Below are 19,298 nucleotides of genomic sequence, written 5' to 3'. Positions count from 1 at the left end.
CGAGCCCATGCGGATGGATCATGCGTACCGTGGGCACCTGGTGATTCGTCCACCATGCCACCGCGGGAGAGACAGATGAGCGAGCCGCCCACCACCGACCACCAGGACGTCACCCGTCCGCTCACCGAGCCCGTACCGCCCGCCGACGGACTGCGCAGGGTCGCCGCCGCGGTCCTCGGCGACCTCAGAGCCGTGGACGGCGCCCTGTACGCGGCGGTCGCCGCCACGCCGACGCCGACGCTCGACCGGGCGCTGCGCAGACTGTCCCACACGGCCGACCACTCCAAGATCTCGTTCGCCATCGCCGGGGTCCTCGCACTGAGCGGGGCACGGCCGCGGCGGGCGGCGCTGGCGGGGGTGGGGGCGGTCGCCGTGGCGTCGGCGTCGGCGAATCTGCTGGGGAAGCGGCTGGTGCGCAGGGCGCGGCCGGACCGGGAGGCCGCGCGGGTGACCGTGGACCGGCATGTGCCCATGCCGACGTCGGCGTCGTTCCCTTCGGGGCACACGGCGTCGGCGGTGGCGTTCGCCACGGCGGTCGGGACGGTGTTGCCCGCGGCGTCCGTGCCGTTGGGGGCGCTGGCATGTGCGGTGGGGTACTCACGGGTGCACACGGGTGTGCACTATCCGGGTGATGTGGCTGCCGGGGCCATTCTCGGCATCGCCAGCGCGGCCACCGCGCTGGCCGTGGGGGCGGCCCGTCTTCCGGCGTCGTACGCCCCGCAGCGGATGCGGCTCCTGCGGCGGCCGTGACCCGCGGACGCGGGTGACGGGGGCGGTGCGCCGTCCTGTCGGCCGCGTTCCCGCGCCCGCGGGCTCAGCCCGAACGAGCGACGACCTGTCCGACGACGGAGCAGCGTCTCCCGCACCGAGGACAGGTCGCCTCGCCGAAGGCATGGGTCAGGGCACGCGCCACGTCCTCGTGGCCGTCCGCCAGGGCCAGCCCGTGGAGGCGGCGGCCGAGGCCGTCGAGGGCACCGGGGGCGGCCGGGTGGAGAGGGAGGATCTCGACACCGTCGGAGAGGGCGTGGTCCTCCGACGTGCTGAAGAAGCCCCGCTCGCCGATGACCACCCACAGCACCGCGGAGCAGTCCTCATCAGGGCATTCGAGTTCGTACTCCTCACTGACGAGGCCCCAGATCAGCTCCTCCCCCCAGGAGATGTCGCCTTCCAGGTTCAGGACCGCTTCGAGCAGGTGGCAGTAGCCGTCCCGGTCCCTGGTGACCCGACGCCACCGATGGGCGGCGGCCAGCAGGCGCGCGACCTCGGATGCCCGGCGGTCCCGCAGCTCCCGGGTCTCGTACCGCTGATCGGCCTGTACCAGGAGGGCACCGGCCAGGTGGAGGGCCGAAGCGGCCGTGGCGGCGTCGTCCCCCTCCGCCATGTCCGCCAGCGCGGGCAGCACCAGCGGATGGGACGCTTCGAGCGAACCGTTGTGATACAGCTCCGTCCAGAGGTCGCTCCAGACCTGACGGTCCCGGCCGGAGGCGGCACGTTCCAGCAAGGCGGCCGGCCGGCCGGAATCGGCTTCGCCCACGGGAACGACCGGGGAACTGCTCGTCACCCGCGACATCCAAGCAGACTCCGGCGGGCCGATGACACCGGGAGGGTTCCGGCGACGGCCGTGGGGGCGGCGGGTTCACCCGTCCCCGTACGGCACGGTGCCTCCCGGCAGCGCGTACTCGTCCCGTCGCCCGCACATCCCGTACCCACCACGCCGGCTGGGCTCCGCCTCGTACGCCGTCGCCCCGGCCAGGTGGGCGGGGTCACCGCCCGCCAGCGCGTCCAACTGCGCACCCGTACGTTCCGCGGCCGCCAGCGCACCCGCCCGCCACAACTCACGCCACTCCGGCACCCGTTCCCGCACCAACAGCGCGGCCGTCCGCAGGAACTCCCGGTACGGCCCGTCGTCGCCGGCGGAGAGCGCCTCACGCAGCACGAGGTACCCCTCGACCGCGAGGTCCCGCCGCCGCCGCGCCGCAGCCTCCACCCGCGTGCCCGTACCGGCCGGGAGCGTCGCGGCGTCCGCGTACCGTCCGGGGTCGGCCAGCACCTCCGGCGGGAAGGTGAACACGGCGTCCCCGGCCTCCGGCAGCCCGCTGTTCTGCATCAGCACCGTGACCCGCAGACCACCGCCCTGCACCATCCGGTGCACGGTCCCCGGCGTGAACCAGGCCACCGTGCCCGGCCGCAGCGGGATGTCCCGGTACCCGTCGGAACTCAGGGTCTGCACGGCCCCCCGGCCACCGGTCACGACGTACGCCTCCGTGCACACCAGATGCAGATGCGGACTGCCGCCGCACGCCCCGTCGGCGGCCTCCCAGTCGTAGGCGTCGAGATGCGAGAGACCGACCGCGCCGGGAAGCGGAGCGGGCCCGCTCACCACGGCAGACCGTCCAGGTGCGCCTCCACCCGCTCCCGGTCCCACACCCCGTCCGCGACCACGATGCGGTACCGGTACGCGAACGACTCGCCCGGCGGCAGCGCGAACTCCTCGAAGAACGCCCACGAGAACGCGACCGACGGTATGGGCTGCGAACGCACGAACCAGTGCGACGGGTGGACGGCGCTCCCGTCGAGGTTCTCCGGCGCGTGTGCGAAGACGAGCGTGGAGTGACCGTCGTGCTCGTCGTGTTCGGCACTGAACGAGAGCCATGGTCCCTGCGTGCCCATGAGTTTCCCGGCCTCCGCACCGGCGCCCGTGCCGACGTCCGGCACGAGGACCGTGCCACCCGTGAAGTCGCGCGGCCCGCGCCACTGCAGCCCGGTGTAGCCGGCCATCTCACGGCCGGCGGTGGTGGGTGAACCGAACTCCAGCGCCACGTCACGCAGGTTCGTGAGCCGGATCGACCAGTCCAGCGCCCAGGCACCGGCCTCCTCGTCGACCGAGTGGACGCTCAGTCCGCGCTCCTCGCGGGCCCACTCGGCACCGCCGTTCTCCACCCACGTCAGGTCCTCGGCGCAGTCGAACCTGTCGCCCTCGGCCTCGAAGGCGGAGAACCCGTCGTGCCGCATCGACCCGATGCGCTCGGGCAGCGGCAGATAACCCCGCCCGTGCACGTACGAGTTGCCGCCCCAGAAGTTCCGTCCCGACAGGTGGCTGGCCGTCATCTGCAGCCCTTTGTGCCAGCGGTGGTCGTTCGGCCGGTATCCGGTGACCGTACGCCCGCCCAGCGTCCGCACCGGATGGGCGTACGGCTTCCGGGACTCGAACGCCTCGGGATCGGGCCGGTAGACGTACCGCAGGATCTCCGTGCCCCCGGCGGCCACCACCACGGCCTCGCCGATCTCATGAGTGACGCGGATGCTCATCGGCGCTCCTCGGGTGCCCAGTCGGAGTGACCACCGTGCATGGCCGCATGGAACGGATCACCAGGGCCGATCTCCCCGGCCCGCACCGGCAGCCCGGTGAACGCGGCCTTGTACAGGGCGGCGGCGAACTCGAGGGTGCTCCGCGCCTCCGGCCCGCTCCCGGGCGGTCGCGTACCGGCGTCGTAGGCGTCGAGGAGGGTGCCCAGCTGCGCCGTGTGCGAACTGGGCACGTCCTGCGCGGGCGTACGCCAGGCGGCGGCACGCTCGGCGGGGACGTGCCGGGCCGGGGTGTAGCTCCAGTCGTCGTTGACATGCCCGTACAGGTGGGTGAGTTCGACCGTCGCGTCCGCGCAGTCGATGCGGATCCGGCTCATCTCGTCGGGCGAGAGCACGCTGTTGACGACGGTCGCGAGCGCGCCGTCGCGGAAGCGGACCAGGGCGGTGGAGACGTCCTCGCTCTCGGTGTCGTGGACGAGGCGCGCCGCCATCGCCCGTACCTCCTCCCACTCCCCGAGCAGGTGCAGCAGCAGGTCGAACTGGTGGATGCCGTGCCCCATCGTCGGCCCGCCGCCCTCGGTGGCCCAGCGTCCGCGCCAGGGCACGGAGTAGTACGCGGCGTCCCGGTGCCAGGTGGTCTGGCAGTGCGCGACCAGCGGGGCGCCCAGCTCACCGCTGCGGATCAGCTCACGTGCGTGGGCGGCACCGGAGCCGTAGCGGTGCTGGAAGATCACGGAAGCGTACGCCCCCGAGGCCTCCTCGGCGGCCGCGATGTCGTCGTACTCGGCGAGCGACAGGCACAGCGGTTTCTCGCACAGCACCCAGGCACCGGCCTTGAGGGCGGCCACCGTCTGCTCCCGGTGGAGCGACGGCGGAGTCCCGATCAGCACCAGGTCCGGCCGTACGGCGTCCAGCATCGCGCTCATCGAGGTGAACCCGGCCACCTGCTCCCCGGCGGACGCGCGGAAGGCGTCGAGACGGCCCTGGTCCACGTCGACGGCGGCGACCAGTTCGGTGCGGTCGGCGTGGGCGCGCAGCGCGGGCAGATGGCCGCCGCTGACGATGGCGCCGGTGCCGACGACGGCGACACGGCGGCGGACGGGGGACAAGGACATGCGGCGCTCCTCGGAACGACGACGAAGGCAGACCGGAAGGCTAGAAAGCGCTTTCCCTCATGGTCGACCCTAGGCCCGCCCGCAGGCGGGAACAACCCCGTGCCCCGTAATTCGAGATCACCCGAGCCGAAACTCCTGCGCCCGCACCCCGGCCGCGACCCCTACGCCCGCACCCCGCCGCCCCCCGACCGCAGCCCCCCGCCCCGCCCCAGGAACCGGTACCGCCGCTCGGGCCGCCCCGCCGCCCCGTACCGCAGCGACACCTCCACGGTGCCCACGGTGTGGAAGTGCTCCAGATACCGGCGGGCGCTGACCCGCGAGACCCCGGTCAGAGCCGCGCACTCGGTGGCCGACAGGGTGCCGTCGGTCTCGCGCAGGGTGCGCTCGACCAGCCCGGCGGTCTCCGCGCTCATGCCCTTGGGCAGCGCCGGGGACACCGGCCCCGCCACCCCGGCCAGTACCCGGTCGACGTCCGCCTGACCGCGGACCACCGTGTCGAGCAGCCGGCCGCGTCGGCCGGCGTAACGCTCCAGGCGCCCCCGCAGGTCCTCGAAGTCGAACGGCTTGAGCAGATAGTCGACGACCCCGTGCCGGACCGCGCCGCGCACCGCGTCCGCCTCCCGGGCGGCGCTGATGACCATCACATCGCAGTCGTGCCCGGCGGTACGCAGCCGGGGAATGACATCGAGACCGAAGAGATCGGGCAGATACAGATCGAGCAGCACCAGATCAGGACGGAGTTCGTCCACGGCGGCGATCGCCTGCTCACCGGTCCCGGCGACACCGACGACCCGGAACACGTCGAGGCGCTCGACGTAGGCGCGGTGCACCCGGGCCACCCGGAAGTCGTCGTCGACCACGAGCACGTCGATCGCGTCGGCGGTCGCGGACGTGGGCTGCTCGCCGCGCGTGCTGATCATCGGTTCTGCTCCTTCCGCCACCGCGTCGGTGAGGTGGCCGGCGGTCGTGCGGGCGGACCGTTCGCCTCCGGCCGGGTGCGCGACGCAGCGTCCCACGCGGGCGCCGGAACCGCCCATCATGGCCCTCACCTGCGGCCGGGGAAAGAGACGTGCACCACTGGCGCACCCGCGCTGACGCAATGACCACAACCTCCATTGGTTCCGCAAGCGCGACAGCCCGACGGCGCGCGGGCACCATGTGGCCCGCGTCACCCTCCCCCCACAGGGCCTGGCGTGATCCCAGACGACCGACCGACAGGTGGTGGCACTCGTGCGCCTGCGCACACCCCTCGCCCTGCTCGGGGCCGCCGTGCTCCTGCTCGTGGGCCCCCCGCTGCTCACGACCGGCAGCGGCACCGAGACCGGCACGCAGATCCCGGGCCTGCGCTTCATGGTTCCCAACTCGCCCGGCGGCGGCTACGACATCACGGCCCGTACGGCCGCGAAGAACGCCGAGGACGCCGGACTCACCCACACCATCGAGGTGTTCAACCTGCCCGGCGCCGGCGGCACCGTGGGCCTGAGCCGGCTGGTGAGCGAGCACGGCAACGGCAAGCTCGCCATGTCGATGGGCCTGGGCGTGGTCGGCGCCGTCCGCTCCAACGACGCGCCGAAGACCCTCGCGGACACCACCCCGATCGCCCGGCTCACCGAGGAGCAGGACGTCGTCGTGGTCGCCAAGGACTCCCCGTACAGGACGATCGACGATCTGATCGGCGCCTGGAAGGAGAACCCCGGCAAGCTCCCGGTGGGTGGCGGGTCCTCCCCCGGCGGGCCCGACCATCTCGCGCCGATGCTGATGGCGCGGGCCGCCGGGATCCCGCCGAAGCAGGTCAACTACATCCCCTTCGACGGCGGCGGCGAACTGCTCGCCTCGATCCTCGGCAACAAGGTCGCCTTCGGCGTCTCCGGTGTCGGTGAGTACCTCGACCAGATCAAGTCCGGTGAGCTGCGCCTGCTCGCGGTCACCGGCCCGGAGCGGGTCGCCGGCCTCGACTCGCCCACGCTCAAGGAGGCGGGCTACGACGTGAGTTTCACCAACTGGCGCGGCATCGTCGCCCCGCCCGGCCTCACCGACGCCGAGCGCGGCAAGCTCGTACGCCTGGTGCGGGAGCTGCACGACTCGGACGAGTGGCGGAAGTCGATGAAGCGCAACGGGTGGGACGACGCCTTCCTGACCGGCGAGAGGTTCGGCGCGTTCCTGGACGCCGAGGACAAGCGCGTGGTCTCGGTGCTGAAGGAGCTCGGACTGTGACGACACCGACCACCGACACGACCCCACCGCCCGCCGCCGAACGGCGCTCCTGGCTCCGCGACCACTCCGAACTCGGCGTCTGCGCCCTGCTCCTGGCCCTCGGCGTGCTCGTCCTGACCGACGCCCTCACCATGGACGTCGACATCGCCCAGCGCGGGCCCGTCGGCCCGAGGACCGTGCCGATCGCAGTCGGCGTCGGTCTGCTCGTCGTCGCCGCCCTGCTCGCGGTGGACGTCCTCCGCGGCGGCCGGGGCCAGGCGGAGACCGGCGAGGACGTCGACCTGTCCGAACCCGCCGACTGGCGCACCGTGTCGCTGCTGACCGGGGTGTTCCTCGGCGCCGCCGTCCTCATCGAGCCGCTCGGCTTCCCCGTCGCGGGCGCGCTGCTCTTCTGGGGTGCGGCCTTCGCGCTCGGCAGCCGCAGACCCGACCGCGATCCGCTGATCGCGGCGGTGGTCTCCTTCGTCACCTACGCCGTGTTCGACAACCTGCTCGGAGTGCCGCTGCCCGGCGGTCCGCTGATGGGAGTGCTGTGACGTGAACGCCCTCAACTCCCTCATGGACGGCTTCGGTACGGCCCTCACCCCGCTCAACCTGCTCTGGGCCGCCGTGGGCGTGCTGCTCGGCACGGCGATCGGGGTGCTGCCCGGCATCGGCCCGGCGATGGCGGTGGCGCTGCTGCTGCCGGTGACGTACGGACTCGAGCCGACCGGCGCGTTCATCATGTTCGCGGGCATCTACTACGGCGCGATGTTCGGCGGTTCGACGACCTCGATCCTGCTGAACACACCCGGTGAGAGCGCCGCCGTGGTCGCGGCCATGGAGGGCAACCCCATGGCCAAGTCGGGACGCGGCGCACAGGCCCTCGCGGCCGCCGCCATCGGGCACTTCGCGGGCGGCATGGTGGGCACGATCCTGCTGGTGGTGCTCGCGCCGACGGTCGCGGACCTGGCGGTGGACATCGGCGCCCCGGACTACTTCGCCATCATGGTGCTGGCGTTCATCGCCGTGACGTCGGTGCTGGGTTCGTCCCGGATCCGGGGCCTGGCCTCGCTGCTGATCGGTCTGACGATCGGTCTGGTGGGCCTGGACCAGATGACCGGCCAGCAGCGGCTGACATTCGGTTCGCTGCAACTCGCCGACGGCGTCGACGTGGTGATCGTCGCGGTGGGCCTGTTCGCCATCGGTGAGGCGCTGTGGGTCGCGGCGCATCTGCGGCGCCGGCCGCCGGACCCCATTCCGGTGGGCCGGCCGTGGCTGGGCCGCGCCGATGTGCGGCGCACCTGGAAGTCCTGGGCGCGCGGCCCGTTCATCGGCTTCCCCTTCGGCGCGATCCCGGCGGGCGGCGCGGAGATCCCGACCTTCCTGTCGTACGTCACGGAGAAGCGGCTCTCGAAGCACAAGGACGAGTGGGGCAAGGGCGCCATCGAGGGTGTCGCGGGACCGGAGTCGGCGGCGTCGGCCTCGGCGGCGGGCACGCTGGTGTCCATGCTGACCCTGGGCCTGCCGACCACGGCGGTCGCGGCGGTGATGCTGGCCGCGTTCCAGCAGTACGGCATCCAGCCGGGCCCGCTGCTCTTCGAACGCGAACCGGACCTGGTGTGGGGCCTGATCGCCTCGCTGTTCGTCGGCATGGTGCTGCTGCTCGCCCTCAACCTGCCGCTGGCCCCGGTGTGGGCGAAGCTGCTGCGCATCCCGCGGCCGTACCTCTACGCCGGGATCATGTTCTTCGCGGCGGTGGGCGCGTACGCGGTCGGCGGCGAGGTGATCGACCTGGTGATCCTGCTGATCATCGGTCTGATCGGCTTCGGCATGCGGCGGTACGGACTGCCGGTGCTGCCCGCCGTCATCGGCGTCATCCTCGGCCCGGCCGCCGAACAGCAGCTGCGCCGCGCCCTGCAGATCAGCGACGGCAGCGTCACGGGTCTGGTCGATACGCCGTTCTCGGTGATTGTTTACGCGGTCGTCGTGCTGCTGCTGGCCTGGCCGCTGGTGCGCAAGGCGCTGCCCCGGAAGGGCGCCGGGACCTGATCGAACGCGGGATTCGCCGGTCGGGGCGCGGCACACGAGGCCGCGTCCCGGCGGCGTACGGACACCGCGGCGCCGGGACCGCAATCACGTCCGGCCCCTTGACGCGTCAATGACAACAGTGGGTTGATGTCCGACATGGGAGCGCTCCCACCTCATTCAAGGGAAGGGGAAACCATGCGCGACACCCGCCTCCTGCGCTTACGCACGCTTCCGCTCCTCGGCCTGCTGGCCGCCCTGCTCCTCCCCCTCGGACCGACCGTCGCGCCGAGCGCGGCGGCCTCGCCTGCGGCGGCCGGCCCGGTGCGCGTCATGCCGCTGGGCGACTCCATCACCGGGTCACCGGGCTGCTGGCGGGCCCTGCTGTGGAACCGGTTGCTGGACGCCGGGCACACGGACATCGACTTCGTCGGCACGCTGCCCGCACAGGGTTGCGGCGCGGCGCACGACGGGGACAACGAAGGACACGGCGGCGAACTGGTCACCAACGTGGCGGACCAGAACCTGCTTCCCGCACGACTGGCGGCGACGCTGCCGGACATCGTTGTCATGCACTTCGGCACGAACGACGTCTGGAGCGGTGTCTCCCCCGACCGCATCCTCGCCGCCTACACCGAGCTCGTGGGGCAGATGCGGGAGTCCAACCCGGACATGCGGGTCCTCGTCGCACAGATCATCCCCATGAACCCCGGTACCTGTGCCGCGTGCGCCCAGCGCGTGGTCGACTTCAACGCCCGGATCCCCGCGTGGGCCGCGGCGACGGGCACCGACCGCTCCCCGGTGACCGTGGTCGACCAGTGGACGGGCTTCGACACGGCCACCGACACCTACGACGGCGTCCACCCGAACGACGCCGGCAACGAGAAGATCGCCGCGCGCTGGTTCCCGGCCCTGGCCGCGTTCCTGGAGGCGGGCGTCCCCGGCGACCCGGACGATCCCGACGACCCGGGTGAGCCCGGCGACGCCACCTGCACCGCGTCCTTCCGGGCGGTCTCCACCTGGCAGGGCGGCTACCAGGCCGAGGTGACGGTACGCAACACCTCCGCCGCCCCCGTCACGGGCTGGCGGGTGACGGTCGTACCGGCCGACGGCGCCCGGGTCGGCCAGGTCTGGAACGGCACCCTCGGCACGGCCGCCGACGGCACGGCCACCGTCACCAACGCGAGCTGGAACGGGACCCTCGCCCCCGATGCGAGCGCCGCCTTCGGCCTCATCGCCACCGCTGCGGCGACCTCCTCCGCCCCGACGGCGACCGTCGACTGCACGGCCACGTCCTGACGCGCGGCACACCCCGCCGCACGCCTCCCTGCCGCACGACGCCCAATCGGCGAGGTCACCCCGTCACGTACGGCACGGACCCGACGCACCCTCGCTCCTCACGCACTCCACGAACCGACGCCCGGCACGGACCAGCCACCCGCACCCACTGGAGCCACCATGAGACCCCGTACGCCCGCCTCCCCACGAGCCGTCGGCCTTCTCGCCGCCCTCCTGGGACTCCTGCTCCCGTTCCTCGCCTTCACCACTCCGGCGCACGCGGCGCCCACCGGCTTCCGCGTCGAGAACGGCCGGCTCCTCGAAGCGTCCGGGAACGACTTCGTGATGCGCGGTGTCAACCACGCGCACACCTGGTACGCCGACCGGATCAGCTCGCTGGGGCACATCAAGGCCAAGGGCGCCAACACCGTGCGCGTCGTCCTCTCCAGCGGTGACCGCTGGACCCGCAACGACGCGGCCGACGTGGCGAACGTCGTCGCGCAGTGCAAGCAGAACCGGCTGATCTGCGTCCTGGAGGTGCACGACACCACCGGCTACGGCGAGCAGAGCGGAGCGGTCACCCTCTCCCGCGCCGCCGACTACTGGATCAGCGTCCAGAGCGCCCTGGCCGGCCAGGAGGACCACGTCATCGTCAACATCGGCAACGAGCCGTACGGCAACACCGGCTACACGGCCTGGACGGCCGACACCAAGGCCGCGATCCAGAAGCTGCGCGACGCCGGGTTCGACCACACGCTCATGGTCGACGCCCCCAACTGGGGCCAGGACTGGGCGTTCACCATGCGCGACAACGCCGCCTCGGTCTTCGCCGCCGACCCGGACGCCAACACCGTGTTCTCCATCCACATGTACGGCGTCTTCGACACCGCCGCCGAGATCAGCGACTATCTGGGCCGCTTCGTCTCGGCGAAACTCCCCATCGTGGTGGGCGAGTTCGGACACAACCACTCCGACGGCGACCCCGACGAGGACACCATCCTGGCCGTCACCCGGCAGCTCGGCCTCGGCTACCTCGGCTGGTCCTGGAGCGGCAACGGCGGCGGTGTCGAGTACCTCGACATGGTCACGAGCTTCGACCCCGACCAGCTGACCAGCTGGGGTGAGCGCCTCTTCAACGGCGCCAACGGCATCGCCGCCACGTCGAAGGAGGCCGCGGTCTACGGGTCCGGCTCCGGCGGCGACACCACGGCCCCGACCACTCCCGGCACCCCGAGCACCTCGGCGGTTACCGCCTCGTCCGCGACCCTCACCTGGGGCGCCGCCACCGACGCGAACGGGGTCACGGGCTACGACGTCGTGCGGATCAGCGGCGGTGCGGAGAGCGTCGTCACCACGACGGCCGGCACCTCCGCCACCGTCACCGGACTCACCCCGGACACCGCCTACACCTTCGCCGTCTACGCCCGGGACGCCGCCGGCAACCGCTCGCAGCGCTCCGCCACGGTGGCCGTCACCACGTCCTCCGGCGGCACGACGGGGGCCTGTGAGATCGGCTACCGGGTGACGAGCGAGTGGCCCGGCGGGTTCCAGGGCGAGGTCACCGTCCGCAACACGGGCGGCTCGGCGGTGAACGGCTGGACGCTGACCTGGGACTTCCCCGCCGACCAGCGCATCACCAACATGTGGGGCGGTACGCCGACGCAGAGCGGTTCCGAGGTCAGCGTCACCTCCGCCTCGTACACCGCGTCGATCCCCGCGTCCGGCTCGGTCGGTCTCGGCTTCACGGCCTCGCGGACCGGTGCGAACCCCAGCCCCACGGCGTTCAGCCTCAACGGCGCGGACTGCTCCGTGGCCTGACGGGCCGCTGCCCGGAAGGCGCCTCCCCCTTCCGGGCAGCCGGCCGTCCCGGCCGGCTCAGACGAGGTGGGCGAAGACCACCAGGTTCTCGGTGTAGTCCTTGGCGGCATGGTCGTAGTCCCCGGCGCAGGTGATGAGCCGCACCTGGGCGTCGGGGGTGTCGGCGTACACGCGTTCGTCGGGGAAGTCGTCCTTCTCGAAGGACTCCGCCTCGTCCACCACGAACGTCGCCTTGCTGCCGTCGGCGCGCAGCACCCGGAAGCGGTCGCCCTTCTCGAGTTCGCCGAGCCGTGCGAACACGGCCGGGGACGTCGCCGTGTCCACGTGCCCGGCGATGATCGCCGCACCGCGTTCGCCCGGGGAGACTCCCTTGGCGTACCAGCCGACCAGGTTCGTGTTGTGGGGCGGCGGCGGCTCGAGCCGGCCCTTGCTGCCGATGGCGAGGTCGGTGAAGGGGGCGTCGACGTCGATGGTGGGGATGAGCAGCCGGGTCGGTTCGGACCGCGGCAGATGCCTGGTCGCCGGTTCACGGATGGCGGGCTCGCCGGCGGCCGGGGCGCTCGCGGCGGGGTCGGACGGCGCGGCGGAGACCGCGGACGCCGCGCGCGGCCCGTGGGCGTCGTCGGGAGGGTCCTCCCCGCCGCCCATCAGCGTCGTGGCCAGCAGCAGGCCGGCTCCGCTCCAGAAGACCGCCGTCATGACGGCGCGCAGCCTCCGTCGCGTCGGCGACGTCTGATCGGTTTCGAGGGGGGAAGGGGGACTGGCCGGCATCGGGGGGACCACCTCATTCGGACACGGCACACGGACGAGCGAGCGGGGCCGTCATGACGCGCGAGGCACGTACGACGGCCCCGTTATGGCGCCGGGCATGGCTCAGGCCACGCTCCCTGCGACCTTCTTACGGCGCAGCGCGTAGGCGCCGGTGCCGAGGACCGCCAGTGCGGCCAGGCCACCCGCGGTGACACCGGGCTCGGCGAGTCCGCCGCCGCCGGTGTGCATTCCACCGCGCGGCTTCTCCTTGTCCCACTCCTTGTCCTGCTTGCCGCTGTAGGACTCCTCGCTCCCCGAGTCGTCCTTCTCCTTGTACGTCTCGGGGTCGTACTTCGGGTCCTTGGCGGTGCCCCAGTCCTCCTCGCCCGCGGCGGTCAGGGCCCCGCCGCCCGTGTGCACGCCGCCGTGCGGCTTGCCGTGCTCGCTCTCCTTGCCGTGCTCGCTCTCCTTGCCGTGCTCGCTCTCCTTGTCGTGCTTGCTCTCCTTGTCGTACTCCTTGCTGTAGGAAGACTTGTCGTGTCCCCCTTCGCCCGAGTGGTCGGCGTAGGCTGCGGGCGCGGCGAGGGCGAGGGCCGCCGTGGCCGTCGCGGTGGCGAGCACCATGCGGGCAGAGCGCATTTTGAGAGTCCTTCCACAGGAGGCCGGGCAGCTGACTCCTCGTCAGCACGGATGTCCCGCTCTCCGGCGTGATCCACGCTCAGCCATGACGCCCGGTCCCACCATCCGGGACGTTCACACGGGTTAACGTCCCACCCCTCCGGCGGCACACCGGCCGCGTCCGTCTCCCTTCCGGCCTCCCTTGCCCCGGGCCGCGGCGCCGCCTAGCCTGACTTTGTGCCGTTGATAAACAAAACCCGTTCGCACAGCGTGGTGCCGGGTACCGACCTCGTCCGCCTCCGTCTCGCCCTGACCGCCTTCTTCGCCCTCGACGGCTTCGTCTTCGCCGGCTGGGTGGTGCGCATCCCCGCCATCAAGGAACAGACCGGCGCCTCCGCGAGCACCCTCGGCCTGGCCCTGCTCGGCGTCTCCGCCGGGGCCGTGATCACCATGACGCTCACCGGCCACCTGTGCCGCCGGTACGGCAGCCATCCGGTCACCGTCGTCTGCGCGGTCCTGCTCTGCCTCAGCGTCGGGCTGCCCCCGCTGACCCGTTCCGCCCTCGCGCTCGGCGCCGTACTGCTGCTGTTCGGCGCGGCGTACGGCGGGATCAACGTCGCCTTCAACAGTGCCGCCGTCGATCTGGTGGCCGCGCTGGGACGGCCGATCATGCCCAGCTTCCACGCCGCGTTCAGCCTGGGCGGCATGATCGGCGCGGGGCTGGGCGCGCTGGTCGCCGGTTCGCTGTCGCCGACCCGGCATCTGTGGGGGCTCGCCGCCGTGGGGCTGCTCGTGACGGCCGTCGCGGGGCGGGCGCTGATGCGGTGCGAGCCGCTGACCCCGGCGGACGGGGGACGCGCCGAGCAGGCCGGCGCCCCGCGACGGCCGGACCGCCGCACCCGCGCGCTGGTGATCGTCTTCGGGCTCATCGCGTTGTGCACCGCGTACGGCGAAGGGGCGCTGGCCGACTGGGGCGCGCTCCATCTGGAGGAGGACCTCGGCGCCTCGCCGGGTGCCGCGGCCGTCGGGTACTCCTGTTTCGCGCTGGCCATGACGGTCGGGCGGCTCTCCGGAACGACGCTGCTGGAACGGCTGGGCCGGACCCGTACCGTCCTCGCGGGCGGTTCCACCGCGGCGGCCGGCATGCTGCTCGGCGCGCTCGCGCCGTCCCTGTGGGCGGCCCTGCTCGGGTACGCGGTCACCGGCCTCGGGCTCGCCAACCTGTTCCCCGTGGCCGTCGAGCGGGCGGGCGCGCTCGCGGGCCCCGGCGGGGTCGCCACCGCCTCCACCCTGGGCTACGGCGGCATGCTCCTCGGCCCGCCCGCGATCGGCTTCATGGCGGACTGGTTCAGCCTCCCGGCCGCGCTGACCAGCGTGGCGGTACTGGCGGCGGTGGCCACCGTCATCGGCTTCGCGACCCGCCACGTGCACGCGGACTGACTCCGTGCGGCCCCCGGCCGTCCGGGTGACGGTGGGGCGGGCCGGATCGAACCCGCGGTGCCGGGGTACCCGGGTGTCGACGCCCGCCGGTCCTTTCGCCGGCGGACGCCGACCGCACGACCGCCCCTCCACGGACATGGGAGAGACCGTGACCGAGCAGCAGAATCCCGTCGAGCAGCACCCGACCCCCGACTTCCCGTCCCAGGACCAGCCGCACCCCGGCTGGACCGGTCCCATGGATCCGCCGCCGGACCACGGGGAGGACTCCTACCGGGGCAGCGGCCGGCTGGCGGACCGCAAGGCCGTGATCACGGGCGGGGACTCGGGGATCGGCCGGGCGGTCGCCCTGGCGTTCGCCCGCGAGGGGGCCGACGTGCTCTTCACGCACCTGGACAGCGAGAAGGACGACGCCGCCGAGACCGCGCGGTGGGTGGAGGAGGCCGGCCGGCGGGCCGTGCCCGTCGCGTGCGACATCCGGGAGGAGGAGAACTGCCGGGCGCTGATCGACCGCGCGGTGTCGGAGTTCGGCCGGATCGACATCCTGGTGAACAACGCGGCGTACCAGATGTCGCAGCCCGACGGCATCGAGGCGATCTCCACCGAACAGTTCGACCGCGTGATGCGGACCAACCTGTACGGCATGTTCTGGCTGTGCAAACTGGCCGTGCCGCACATGCGGGAGGGTGCGAACATCATCAACTCGGCCTCCGTGCAGGCCTACAAACCCAGCCCGCACCTGCTGGACTACGCGACCACGAAGGGCGCCATCGTCACCTTCACCCAGGGGCTGGCGCAGATGCTGATCGAGCGGGGCATCCGGGTCAACGCCGTGGCACCGGGACCGGTGTGGACGCCGCTGATCCCGGCGACCCTGCCGGACACCGCGGAGTTCGGCAAGCAGGCGCCCATCGGGCGTCCGGCCCAGCCGGCCGAGATGGCCCCGGCGTATGTCTTCCTCGCCTCGCAGGAGGCGTCGTACATCACCGCGGAGATCGTCAACGCGACGGGCGGAACCCCGCTCCCGTAGGGCCCGGACAGGCGTCCGTACGGCAGACTCCCGCTCATGGACATTGCCTGCTTCCTGGAAACACTGGAGAAAGAGGGCCAGTTGCTGGCCGACGCCGCGGAGCGGGCGGGAGCGGACGCCACCGTCCCGACCTGCCCGGGGTGGCGTACGCGGGACCTGGTCCGGCACACCGGCGTGGTGCACCGGTGGGCCGCGGCCTTCGTCGCGGACGGGCACACCGCGCCGCGCCCGATGGGAGAACACCCCGGACTGGACGGCCCCGGGCTCGTGGCCTGGTACCGCGACGGTCACCGCCGCCTGGTGGACACCCTGGCCGGCGCGGCGCCCGACGTGGAGTGCTTCACCTTTCTGCCCGGACCGCCCTCCGCCCTCGCGTTCTGGGCCCGCCGGCAGGCGCACGAGACGACCGTCCACCGGTTCGACGCCGAGTCCGCACACGACGGCACGCCGTCGCCGATAGCCACGGATTTCGCCGTGGACGGCGTCGACGAACTGCTGCGCGGGTTCCACGCGCGGCCCAGTAGCCGGGTGCGCACCCGGGCGCCCCGGGTCCTGCGGGTACGCGTGACCGACGCGGACGCGGTGTGGACCGTACGGCTGTCCCAGGAGCCGCCGGTGACCACACGGGACGCGGCCGGGGACGCGGAGTGCGAACTGTCCGGGTCCGCCGAGCAGTTGTACCTCGCACTGTGGAACCGGGCGCCGGTGCCGGCGGTGTCGGGCGATCCGGAGCTCGCCGCGTTCTGGCGGGAGACGTCCGCGGTGGGCTGAGCACCCTTCGCCGGCCCGGTCACCCGGCGTCCGAGAGCATCCGGGCCAGCACCGCGCGCTGTACGGGCAGTACCTCGCCGTGCAGCGCGCGCCCCTTCGCCGTGAGCGACACCCGCACCCCCCGCCGGTCCTCCGGGCACGTCCCGCGCTCGGCGAGGCCCTCCTTCTCCAGCCGGGCGACCAGCCGGGACAACGCGCTCTGGCTCAGATGGACGTGCTCGCAGATCTCCTGGACGCGGTAGGAGCAGCCACCCGATCCGGAACCCTGCGCGAGAATGTCGAGGACCTCGAAGTCGCTGGCGCACAGGCCGTGTTCATGCAGGGCCCGGTCGATCTCGCACTGGGTGCGCGCATGCAGCGCGAGCACCTCCCGCCACCGTTCCACGAGCGCCTGTTCGGCCTGCTTCGCCGCCATGGGCGCACCGTAGCAGGTCCTCGACAACTGCCGCCCGGGGCCGGTCGTGGTGGCCGTCGGCGCCCTCACCGGCCTGCTCGTCACGCTCACGGGGCCGCGCGGCAGCCGCCGCACCGGCGGCCGGTCCGTGGTCGTGGCCGGGTCCACCGCCCGGAGGCGGAACGCGCCGGCGCCCGCGACCGGGAGACCGGCTCCAGCGGGTGCGCCACGGCCGGGTTCCTTGCCCGCCGGGGCACACACCTGTTTCACTCCTCGAGTGACCGGCTTCGGGGGGCGAGCGTGACGGGGTACGGGGGGCGGCGGAGTCAGGCCGAGCGGGACGCGGTCACCGTCGAGATCGGGTACGCGCTGTGCAGCGCGGCGTTCGCGGCGGTGGTCGTCCTCGGGGCCGTGGCGGGGCCGGCGCTGCTCTTCGAACTGCCGGGCATCTTCGAGACAGTGCTGCGCCACACCGGACCGCTGCTCGCGGCGGTACTGTTCGCCGTCCGCACGGTGGCCGTGCTGGTCCGGTTCCGGCGGGCGGATCAGCCCAGCCAGCCGGGCCGCACCAACCCCGACTCATAGGCCAGTACCACCAGTTGGGCCCGGTCGCGGGCGCCCAGCTTCACCATGGTGCGGCTGACATGGGTCTTGGCGGTGAGCGGGCTGACGACCAGACGGCGTGCGATCTCCTCGTTGGACAGTCCGATGCCGACCAGGGCCATGACCTCCCGCTCCCGCTCGGTGAGCCCGGACAGGGCGTCGGCGGCGGCAGGTTCCTTGGAACGGGCCGCGAACTCCGCGATCAGCCGGCGGGTCACCCCGGGCGAGAGCAACGCGTCCCCGTCGACCACCGCCCGCACCGCGCGCAGCAGTTCCTCCGGCTCGGTGTCCTTGACCAGGAAGCCCGAGGCTCCCGAGCGGATCGCCTCGAAGACGTACTCGTCCAGCTCGAAGGTGGTGAGCATGACCACCTTCACGTCCCCCAGCTCCGCGTCCCCGGTGACCCGGCGGGTCGCGGCGAGACCGTCGAGCGCGGGCATTCGGATGTCCATGAGCACGATGTCGGGCCGCAGTTCGCGGATCAGCCGCACCGCCTCCTCCCCGTCGGACGCCTCCCCGGTCACCTCGATGTCCGGCTGAGCGTCCAGCAGCGCGCGGAATCCCGCCCGGACCAGTGCCTGGTCGTCGGCGAGCAGTACGCGGATCACCGGTCCTCCTCGGTCTCGATCGGCAGTACGGCGAGCACCCGGAACCCGCCACCGGGGCGCGGGCCCGCCTCGATGGTGCCATCCAGCGCGGCGGCCCGCTCCCGCATCCCGGCGAGCCCGTTCCCGCTGCCGCCCGCGTCCGCGCCGGTGGCGGGCCCGTCGTCGTCGACGCGCAGCCGCAGCCGGCCCTCGCCCCGTTCGATCCGCACCCGCGCCTCGCGCGAGCCCGAGTGCCGTACCACGTTGGTCAGAGCCTCCTGGAGGATGCGGAAGGCGGCCAGGTCCGCGCCGGGCGGCAGGTGCGGTGGCTCCCCCTCGACCGTCACGGTGAGGCCCGCGCTCGCGGCCTGTTCCACCAGTTCGGGCAGCCGGTCCAGGCCGGGCGCCGGGGCGCGCGGCGCGGCGCCCGGCGCGCGCAGCGTGTCGAGCACCTGACGCACCTCTCCGAGCGCCTCCTTGCTCTTGTCCTTGATGGTGGTGAGCGCGCTGCGCGCCTGCTCCGGATCGCTGTCCAGCAGGGCGAGACCGACGCCCGCCTGCACATTGATGACGGAGATGCTGTGCGCGAGGACGTCGTGCAGTTCGCGGGCGATCCGCAGCCGCTCCTCGTCCGCGCGCCGCCGCGCCGCCCGGGCCCGCTCGGCCCGCTCCCGCGCCCACTGCTCCCGGCGGGCCCGGGCCAGTTCCGAGACCGCCACGAGCGCCACCACCCAGGTGGCGATCACGATCTCCTGGTTCCAGGAGGGTGCCTGGTCACCGGAGGGCGGCAGCCATCGGTACAGGACGTGGGCGATCAGTACGTGCCCCGCCCAGAGGGCCGTCATCGCCGCCCAGGCGGCATGCCGGTGCCCCGAGACGACGGCACTGAGGCAGGCGACGGCGACGGTGAGGAACACCGGCCCGTACGGGTACCCGGCCCCGGCATAGAGCAGGACGGCGGCCACGGTGCCGAACACGACGGGCACGGGGTGGTCCTTGCGCCACAGCAGGATCGCGCCCGACAGGAACAGCAGGATCCGCCCGAAGGGGTCCAGGGCGATCCGCTCGCCCTCCTGGGCGTGCTCGGCGAAGTCGGAGCCGGCCAGCACGAACGCCGTGAGCAGCACGGTGGAACGCCAGGGCCACCGGGGGCGCCGGTTCTCGCCGTCGTCGCCGGCGGCTCCGCCGGCCCCGTCGCCCTCGTGGGCCGGGCGGCTCCAGCCGGGCGGGCCGTACCGGGGCGGCCGACCGGGGCGCCACCGCCCCGGCGGTCCGCCGCCGGGTCCGCGCTGCTCGTCCATGTCCGTCACGCTAGACGCCGGACGCCCGGTGCGACGTCGGCCCGGCGTGGTGATCACACGTACTCCCGG

The 19,298-nt window shown here is 72.9% G+C and carries 20 protein-coding genes; 10 read left to right on the top strand and 10 right to left on the bottom strand.

Annotated elements, in window-relative coordinates:
* Positions 1–75: 75 nt before the first annotated feature.
* Positions 76–750 carry a phosphatase PAP2 family protein gene (locus ACH4VX_RS11430; protein ID WP_398367132.1) on the top strand — a complete coding sequence of 225 codons (675 nt, stop codon included), beginning with the start codon at positions 76–78 and terminating at the stop codon, positions 748–750.
* 64 nt (positions 751–814) lie between these two features.
* Here the strand turns inward: ACH4VX_RS11430 and ACH4VX_RS11425 are convergent, their stop codons facing one another.
* From ACH4VX_RS11425 to ACH4VX_RS11405, 5 genes are all read right to left on the bottom strand, one after another.
* Positions 815–1,534 carry a hypothetical protein gene (locus ACH4VX_RS11425; RefSeq protein WP_398367131.1) on the bottom strand — a complete coding sequence of 240 codons (720 nt, stop codon included), beginning with the start codon at positions 1,532–1,534 and terminating at the stop codon, positions 815–817.
* A gap of 102 nt (positions 1,535–1,636) precedes the next feature.
* Entirely contained in the window at positions 1,637–2,383 is a 747-nt protein-coding gene (locus ACH4VX_RS11420) for a cupin (RefSeq protein WP_398367130.1), read from the bottom strand.
* Entirely contained in the window at positions 2,377–3,309 is a 933-nt protein-coding gene (locus ACH4VX_RS11415; protein ID WP_398367129.1) for a PmoA family protein, read from the bottom strand. The genes ACH4VX_RS11420 and ACH4VX_RS11415 overlap by 7 nt, the downstream gene beginning before the upstream one ends.
* Positions 3,306–4,421 carry a Gfo/Idh/MocA family protein gene (locus ACH4VX_RS11410; protein ID WP_398367128.1) on the bottom strand — a complete coding sequence of 372 codons (1,116 nt, stop codon included), beginning with the start codon at positions 4,419–4,421 and terminating at the stop codon, positions 3,306–3,308. The genes ACH4VX_RS11415 and ACH4VX_RS11410 overlap by 4 nt, the downstream gene beginning before the upstream one ends.
* Positions 4,422–4,582: 161 nt before the next feature.
* Complete coding sequence (locus tag ACH4VX_RS11405; RefSeq protein ID WP_398367127.1) at positions 4,583–5,341, bottom strand: response regulator; 759 nt, start codon at positions 5,339–5,341, stop codon at positions 4,583–4,585.
* A 310-nt stretch (positions 5,342–5,651) separates the two neighbouring features.
* On the opposite strand from ACH4VX_RS11405, the gene ACH4VX_RS11400 reads away from it, so the two are divergent.
* The 5 genes from ACH4VX_RS11400 to ACH4VX_RS11380 all read left to right on the top strand — a co-directional run bounded on the left by ACH4VX_RS11400 (position 5,652) and on the right by ACH4VX_RS11380 (position 11,738).
* On the top strand, positions 5,652–6,635 hold the full coding sequence (locus ACH4VX_RS11400) for a Bug family tripartite tricarboxylate transporter substrate binding protein (RefSeq protein WP_398367333.1): 984 nt from the start codon (positions 5,652–5,654) through the stop codon (positions 6,633–6,635).
* Positions 6,632–7,171: a tripartite tricarboxylate transporter TctB family protein gene (locus tag ACH4VX_RS11395; protein ID WP_398367126.1), complete on the top strand. Its 540-nt coding sequence runs from the start codon at positions 6,632–6,634 to the stop codon at positions 7,169–7,171. The genes ACH4VX_RS11400 and ACH4VX_RS11395 overlap by 4 nt, the downstream gene beginning before the upstream one ends.
* A 1-nt stretch (position 7,172) precedes the next feature.
* Positions 7,173–8,666 (top strand): tripartite tricarboxylate transporter permease, encoded by a 1,494-nt coding sequence (locus tag ACH4VX_RS11390; RefSeq protein ID WP_398367125.1) that lies wholly within the window; start codon positions 7,173–7,175, stop codon positions 8,664–8,666.
* Positions 8,667–8,840: 174 nt separating this feature from the next.
* A complete protein-coding gene (locus ACH4VX_RS11385; RefSeq protein ID WP_398367124.1) occupies positions 8,841–9,941 on the top strand; it encodes a GDSL-type esterase/lipase family protein in 1,101 nt (366 codons plus the stop codon).
* A gap of 159 nt (positions 9,942–10,100) precedes the next feature.
* Positions 10,101–11,738: a cellulase family glycosylhydrolase gene (locus ACH4VX_RS11380; RefSeq protein ID WP_398367123.1), complete on the top strand. Its 1,638-nt coding sequence runs from the start codon at positions 10,101–10,103 to the stop codon at positions 11,736–11,738.
* 57 nt (positions 11,739–11,795) lie between these two features.
* Here the strand turns inward: ACH4VX_RS11380 and ACH4VX_RS11375 are convergent, their stop codons facing one another.
* Together ACH4VX_RS11375 and ACH4VX_RS11370 are read right to left on the bottom strand one after the other, a co-directional pair.
* Positions 11,796–12,437, bottom strand: coding sequence for a class F sortase (locus ACH4VX_RS11375; RefSeq protein WP_398367122.1), 642 nt, complete (start codon positions 12,435–12,437; stop codon positions 11,796–11,798).
* A gap of 174 nt (positions 12,438–12,611) precedes the next feature.
* Positions 12,612–13,127, bottom strand: coding sequence for a hypothetical protein (locus ACH4VX_RS11370; RefSeq protein WP_398367121.1), 516 nt, complete (start codon positions 13,125–13,127; stop codon positions 12,612–12,614).
* A 252-nt stretch (positions 13,128–13,379) separates the two neighbouring features.
* Here ACH4VX_RS11370 and ACH4VX_RS11365 point away from each other — a divergent pair, with 252 nt between their 5' ends.
* The 3 genes from ACH4VX_RS11365 (at position 13,380) to ACH4VX_RS11355 (ending at position 16,344) form a co-directional block, all read left to right on the top strand.
* Positions 13,380–14,546, top strand: coding sequence for an MFS transporter (locus ACH4VX_RS11365; RefSeq protein ID WP_398367332.1), 1,167 nt, complete (start codon positions 13,380–13,382; stop codon positions 14,544–14,546).
* A gap of 136 nt (positions 14,547–14,682) precedes the next feature.
* Complete coding sequence (locus ACH4VX_RS11360) at positions 14,683–15,573, top strand: SDR family oxidoreductase (protein WP_398367120.1); 891 nt, start codon at positions 14,683–14,685, stop codon at positions 15,571–15,573.
* A gap of 36 nt (positions 15,574–15,609) precedes the next feature.
* Positions 15,610–16,344 (top strand): maleylpyruvate isomerase family mycothiol-dependent enzyme, encoded by a 735-nt coding sequence (locus ACH4VX_RS11355; protein WP_398367119.1) that lies wholly within the window; start codon positions 15,610–15,612, stop codon positions 16,342–16,344.
* A gap of 19 nt (positions 16,345–16,363) precedes the next feature.
* On the opposite strand, the gene ACH4VX_RS11350 is transcribed toward ACH4VX_RS11355, so the two are convergent.
* Entirely contained in the window at positions 16,364–16,759 is a 396-nt protein-coding gene (locus ACH4VX_RS11350) for a MarR family winged helix-turn-helix transcriptional regulator (protein WP_398367118.1), read from the bottom strand.
* A 279-nt stretch (positions 16,760–17,038) separates the two neighbouring features.
* Here ACH4VX_RS11350 and ACH4VX_RS11345 point away from each other — a divergent pair, with 279 nt between their 5' ends.
* The gene (locus tag ACH4VX_RS11345) at positions 17,039–17,323 is read left to right on the top strand and encodes a DUF6332 family protein (RefSeq protein ID WP_398367117.1); all 285 of its coding nucleotides are present in this window, start codon (positions 17,039–17,041) and stop codon (positions 17,321–17,323) included.
* On the opposite strand, the gene ACH4VX_RS11340 is transcribed toward ACH4VX_RS11345, so the two are convergent.
* Complete coding sequence (locus ACH4VX_RS11340) at positions 17,284–17,949, bottom strand: response regulator (RefSeq protein WP_398367116.1); 666 nt, start codon at positions 17,947–17,949, stop codon at positions 17,284–17,286. The genes ACH4VX_RS11345 and ACH4VX_RS11340 overlap by 40 nt on opposite strands.
* A complete protein-coding gene (locus tag ACH4VX_RS11335; RefSeq protein ID WP_398367115.1) occupies positions 17,946–19,229 on the bottom strand; it encodes a sensor histidine kinase in 1,284 nt (427 codons plus the stop codon). Before ACH4VX_RS11335 ends, ACH4VX_RS11340 begins: the two co-directional genes overlap by 4 nt.
* Between the last annotated feature and the right edge of the window lie 69 nt (positions 19,230–19,298).

The sequence above is a fragment of the Streptomyces sp. NPDC020731 genome (genome assembly GCF_044334705.1).
In the GTDB taxonomy this organism is placed as follows: domain Bacteria; phylum Actinomycetota; class Actinomycetes; order Streptomycetales; family Streptomycetaceae; genus Streptomyces.
Note: the sequence above shows the minus strand (reverse complement) of the source record. Positions and strands in the feature narration are given on the sequence as shown.

Coding starts and splice junctions, on each gene's coding strand:
- ACH4VX_RS11430 (WP_398367132.1), top strand. CDS start 76: ATGAGCGAGCCGCCCACCACCGACCACCAGGACGTCACCCGTCCGCTC.
- ACH4VX_RS11415 (WP_398367129.1), bottom strand. CDS start 3,309: ATGAGCATCCGCGTCACTCATGAGATCGGCGAGGCCGTGGTGGTGGCC.
- ACH4VX_RS11410 (WP_398367128.1), bottom strand. CDS start 4,421: ATGTCCTTGTCCCCCGTCCGCCGCCGTGTCGCCGTCGTCGGCACCGGC.
- ACH4VX_RS11405 (WP_398367127.1), bottom strand. CDS start 5,341: ATGATCAGCACGCGCGGCGAGCAGCCCACGTCCGCGACCGCCGACGCG.
- ACH4VX_RS11385 (WP_398367124.1), top strand. CDS start 8,841: ATGCGCGACACCCGCCTCCTGCGCTTACGCACGCTTCCGCTCCTCGGC.
- ACH4VX_RS11380 (WP_398367123.1), top strand. CDS start 10,101: ATGAGACCCCGTACGCCCGCCTCCCCACGAGCCGTCGGCCTTCTCGCC.
- ACH4VX_RS11375 (WP_398367122.1), bottom strand. CDS start 12,437: ATGACGGCGGTCTTCTGGAGCGGAGCCGGCCTGCTGCTGGCCACGACG.
- ACH4VX_RS11370 (WP_398367121.1), bottom strand. CDS start 13,127: ATGCGCTCTGCCCGCATGGTGCTCGCCACCGCGACGGCCACGGCGGCC.
- ACH4VX_RS11360 (WP_398367120.1), top strand. CDS start 14,683: ATGGGAGAGACCGTGACCGAGCAGCAGAATCCCGTCGAGCAGCACCCG.
- ACH4VX_RS11355 (WP_398367119.1), top strand. CDS start 15,610: ATGGACATTGCCTGCTTCCTGGAAACACTGGAGAAAGAGGGCCAGTTG.
- ACH4VX_RS11350 (WP_398367118.1), bottom strand. CDS start 16,759: ATGGCGGCGAAGCAGGCCGAACAGGCGCTCGTGGAACGGTGGCGGGAG.
- ACH4VX_RS11335 (WP_398367115.1), bottom strand. CDS start 19,229: ATGGACGAGCAGCGCGGACCCGGCGGCGGACCGCCGGGGCGGTGGCGC.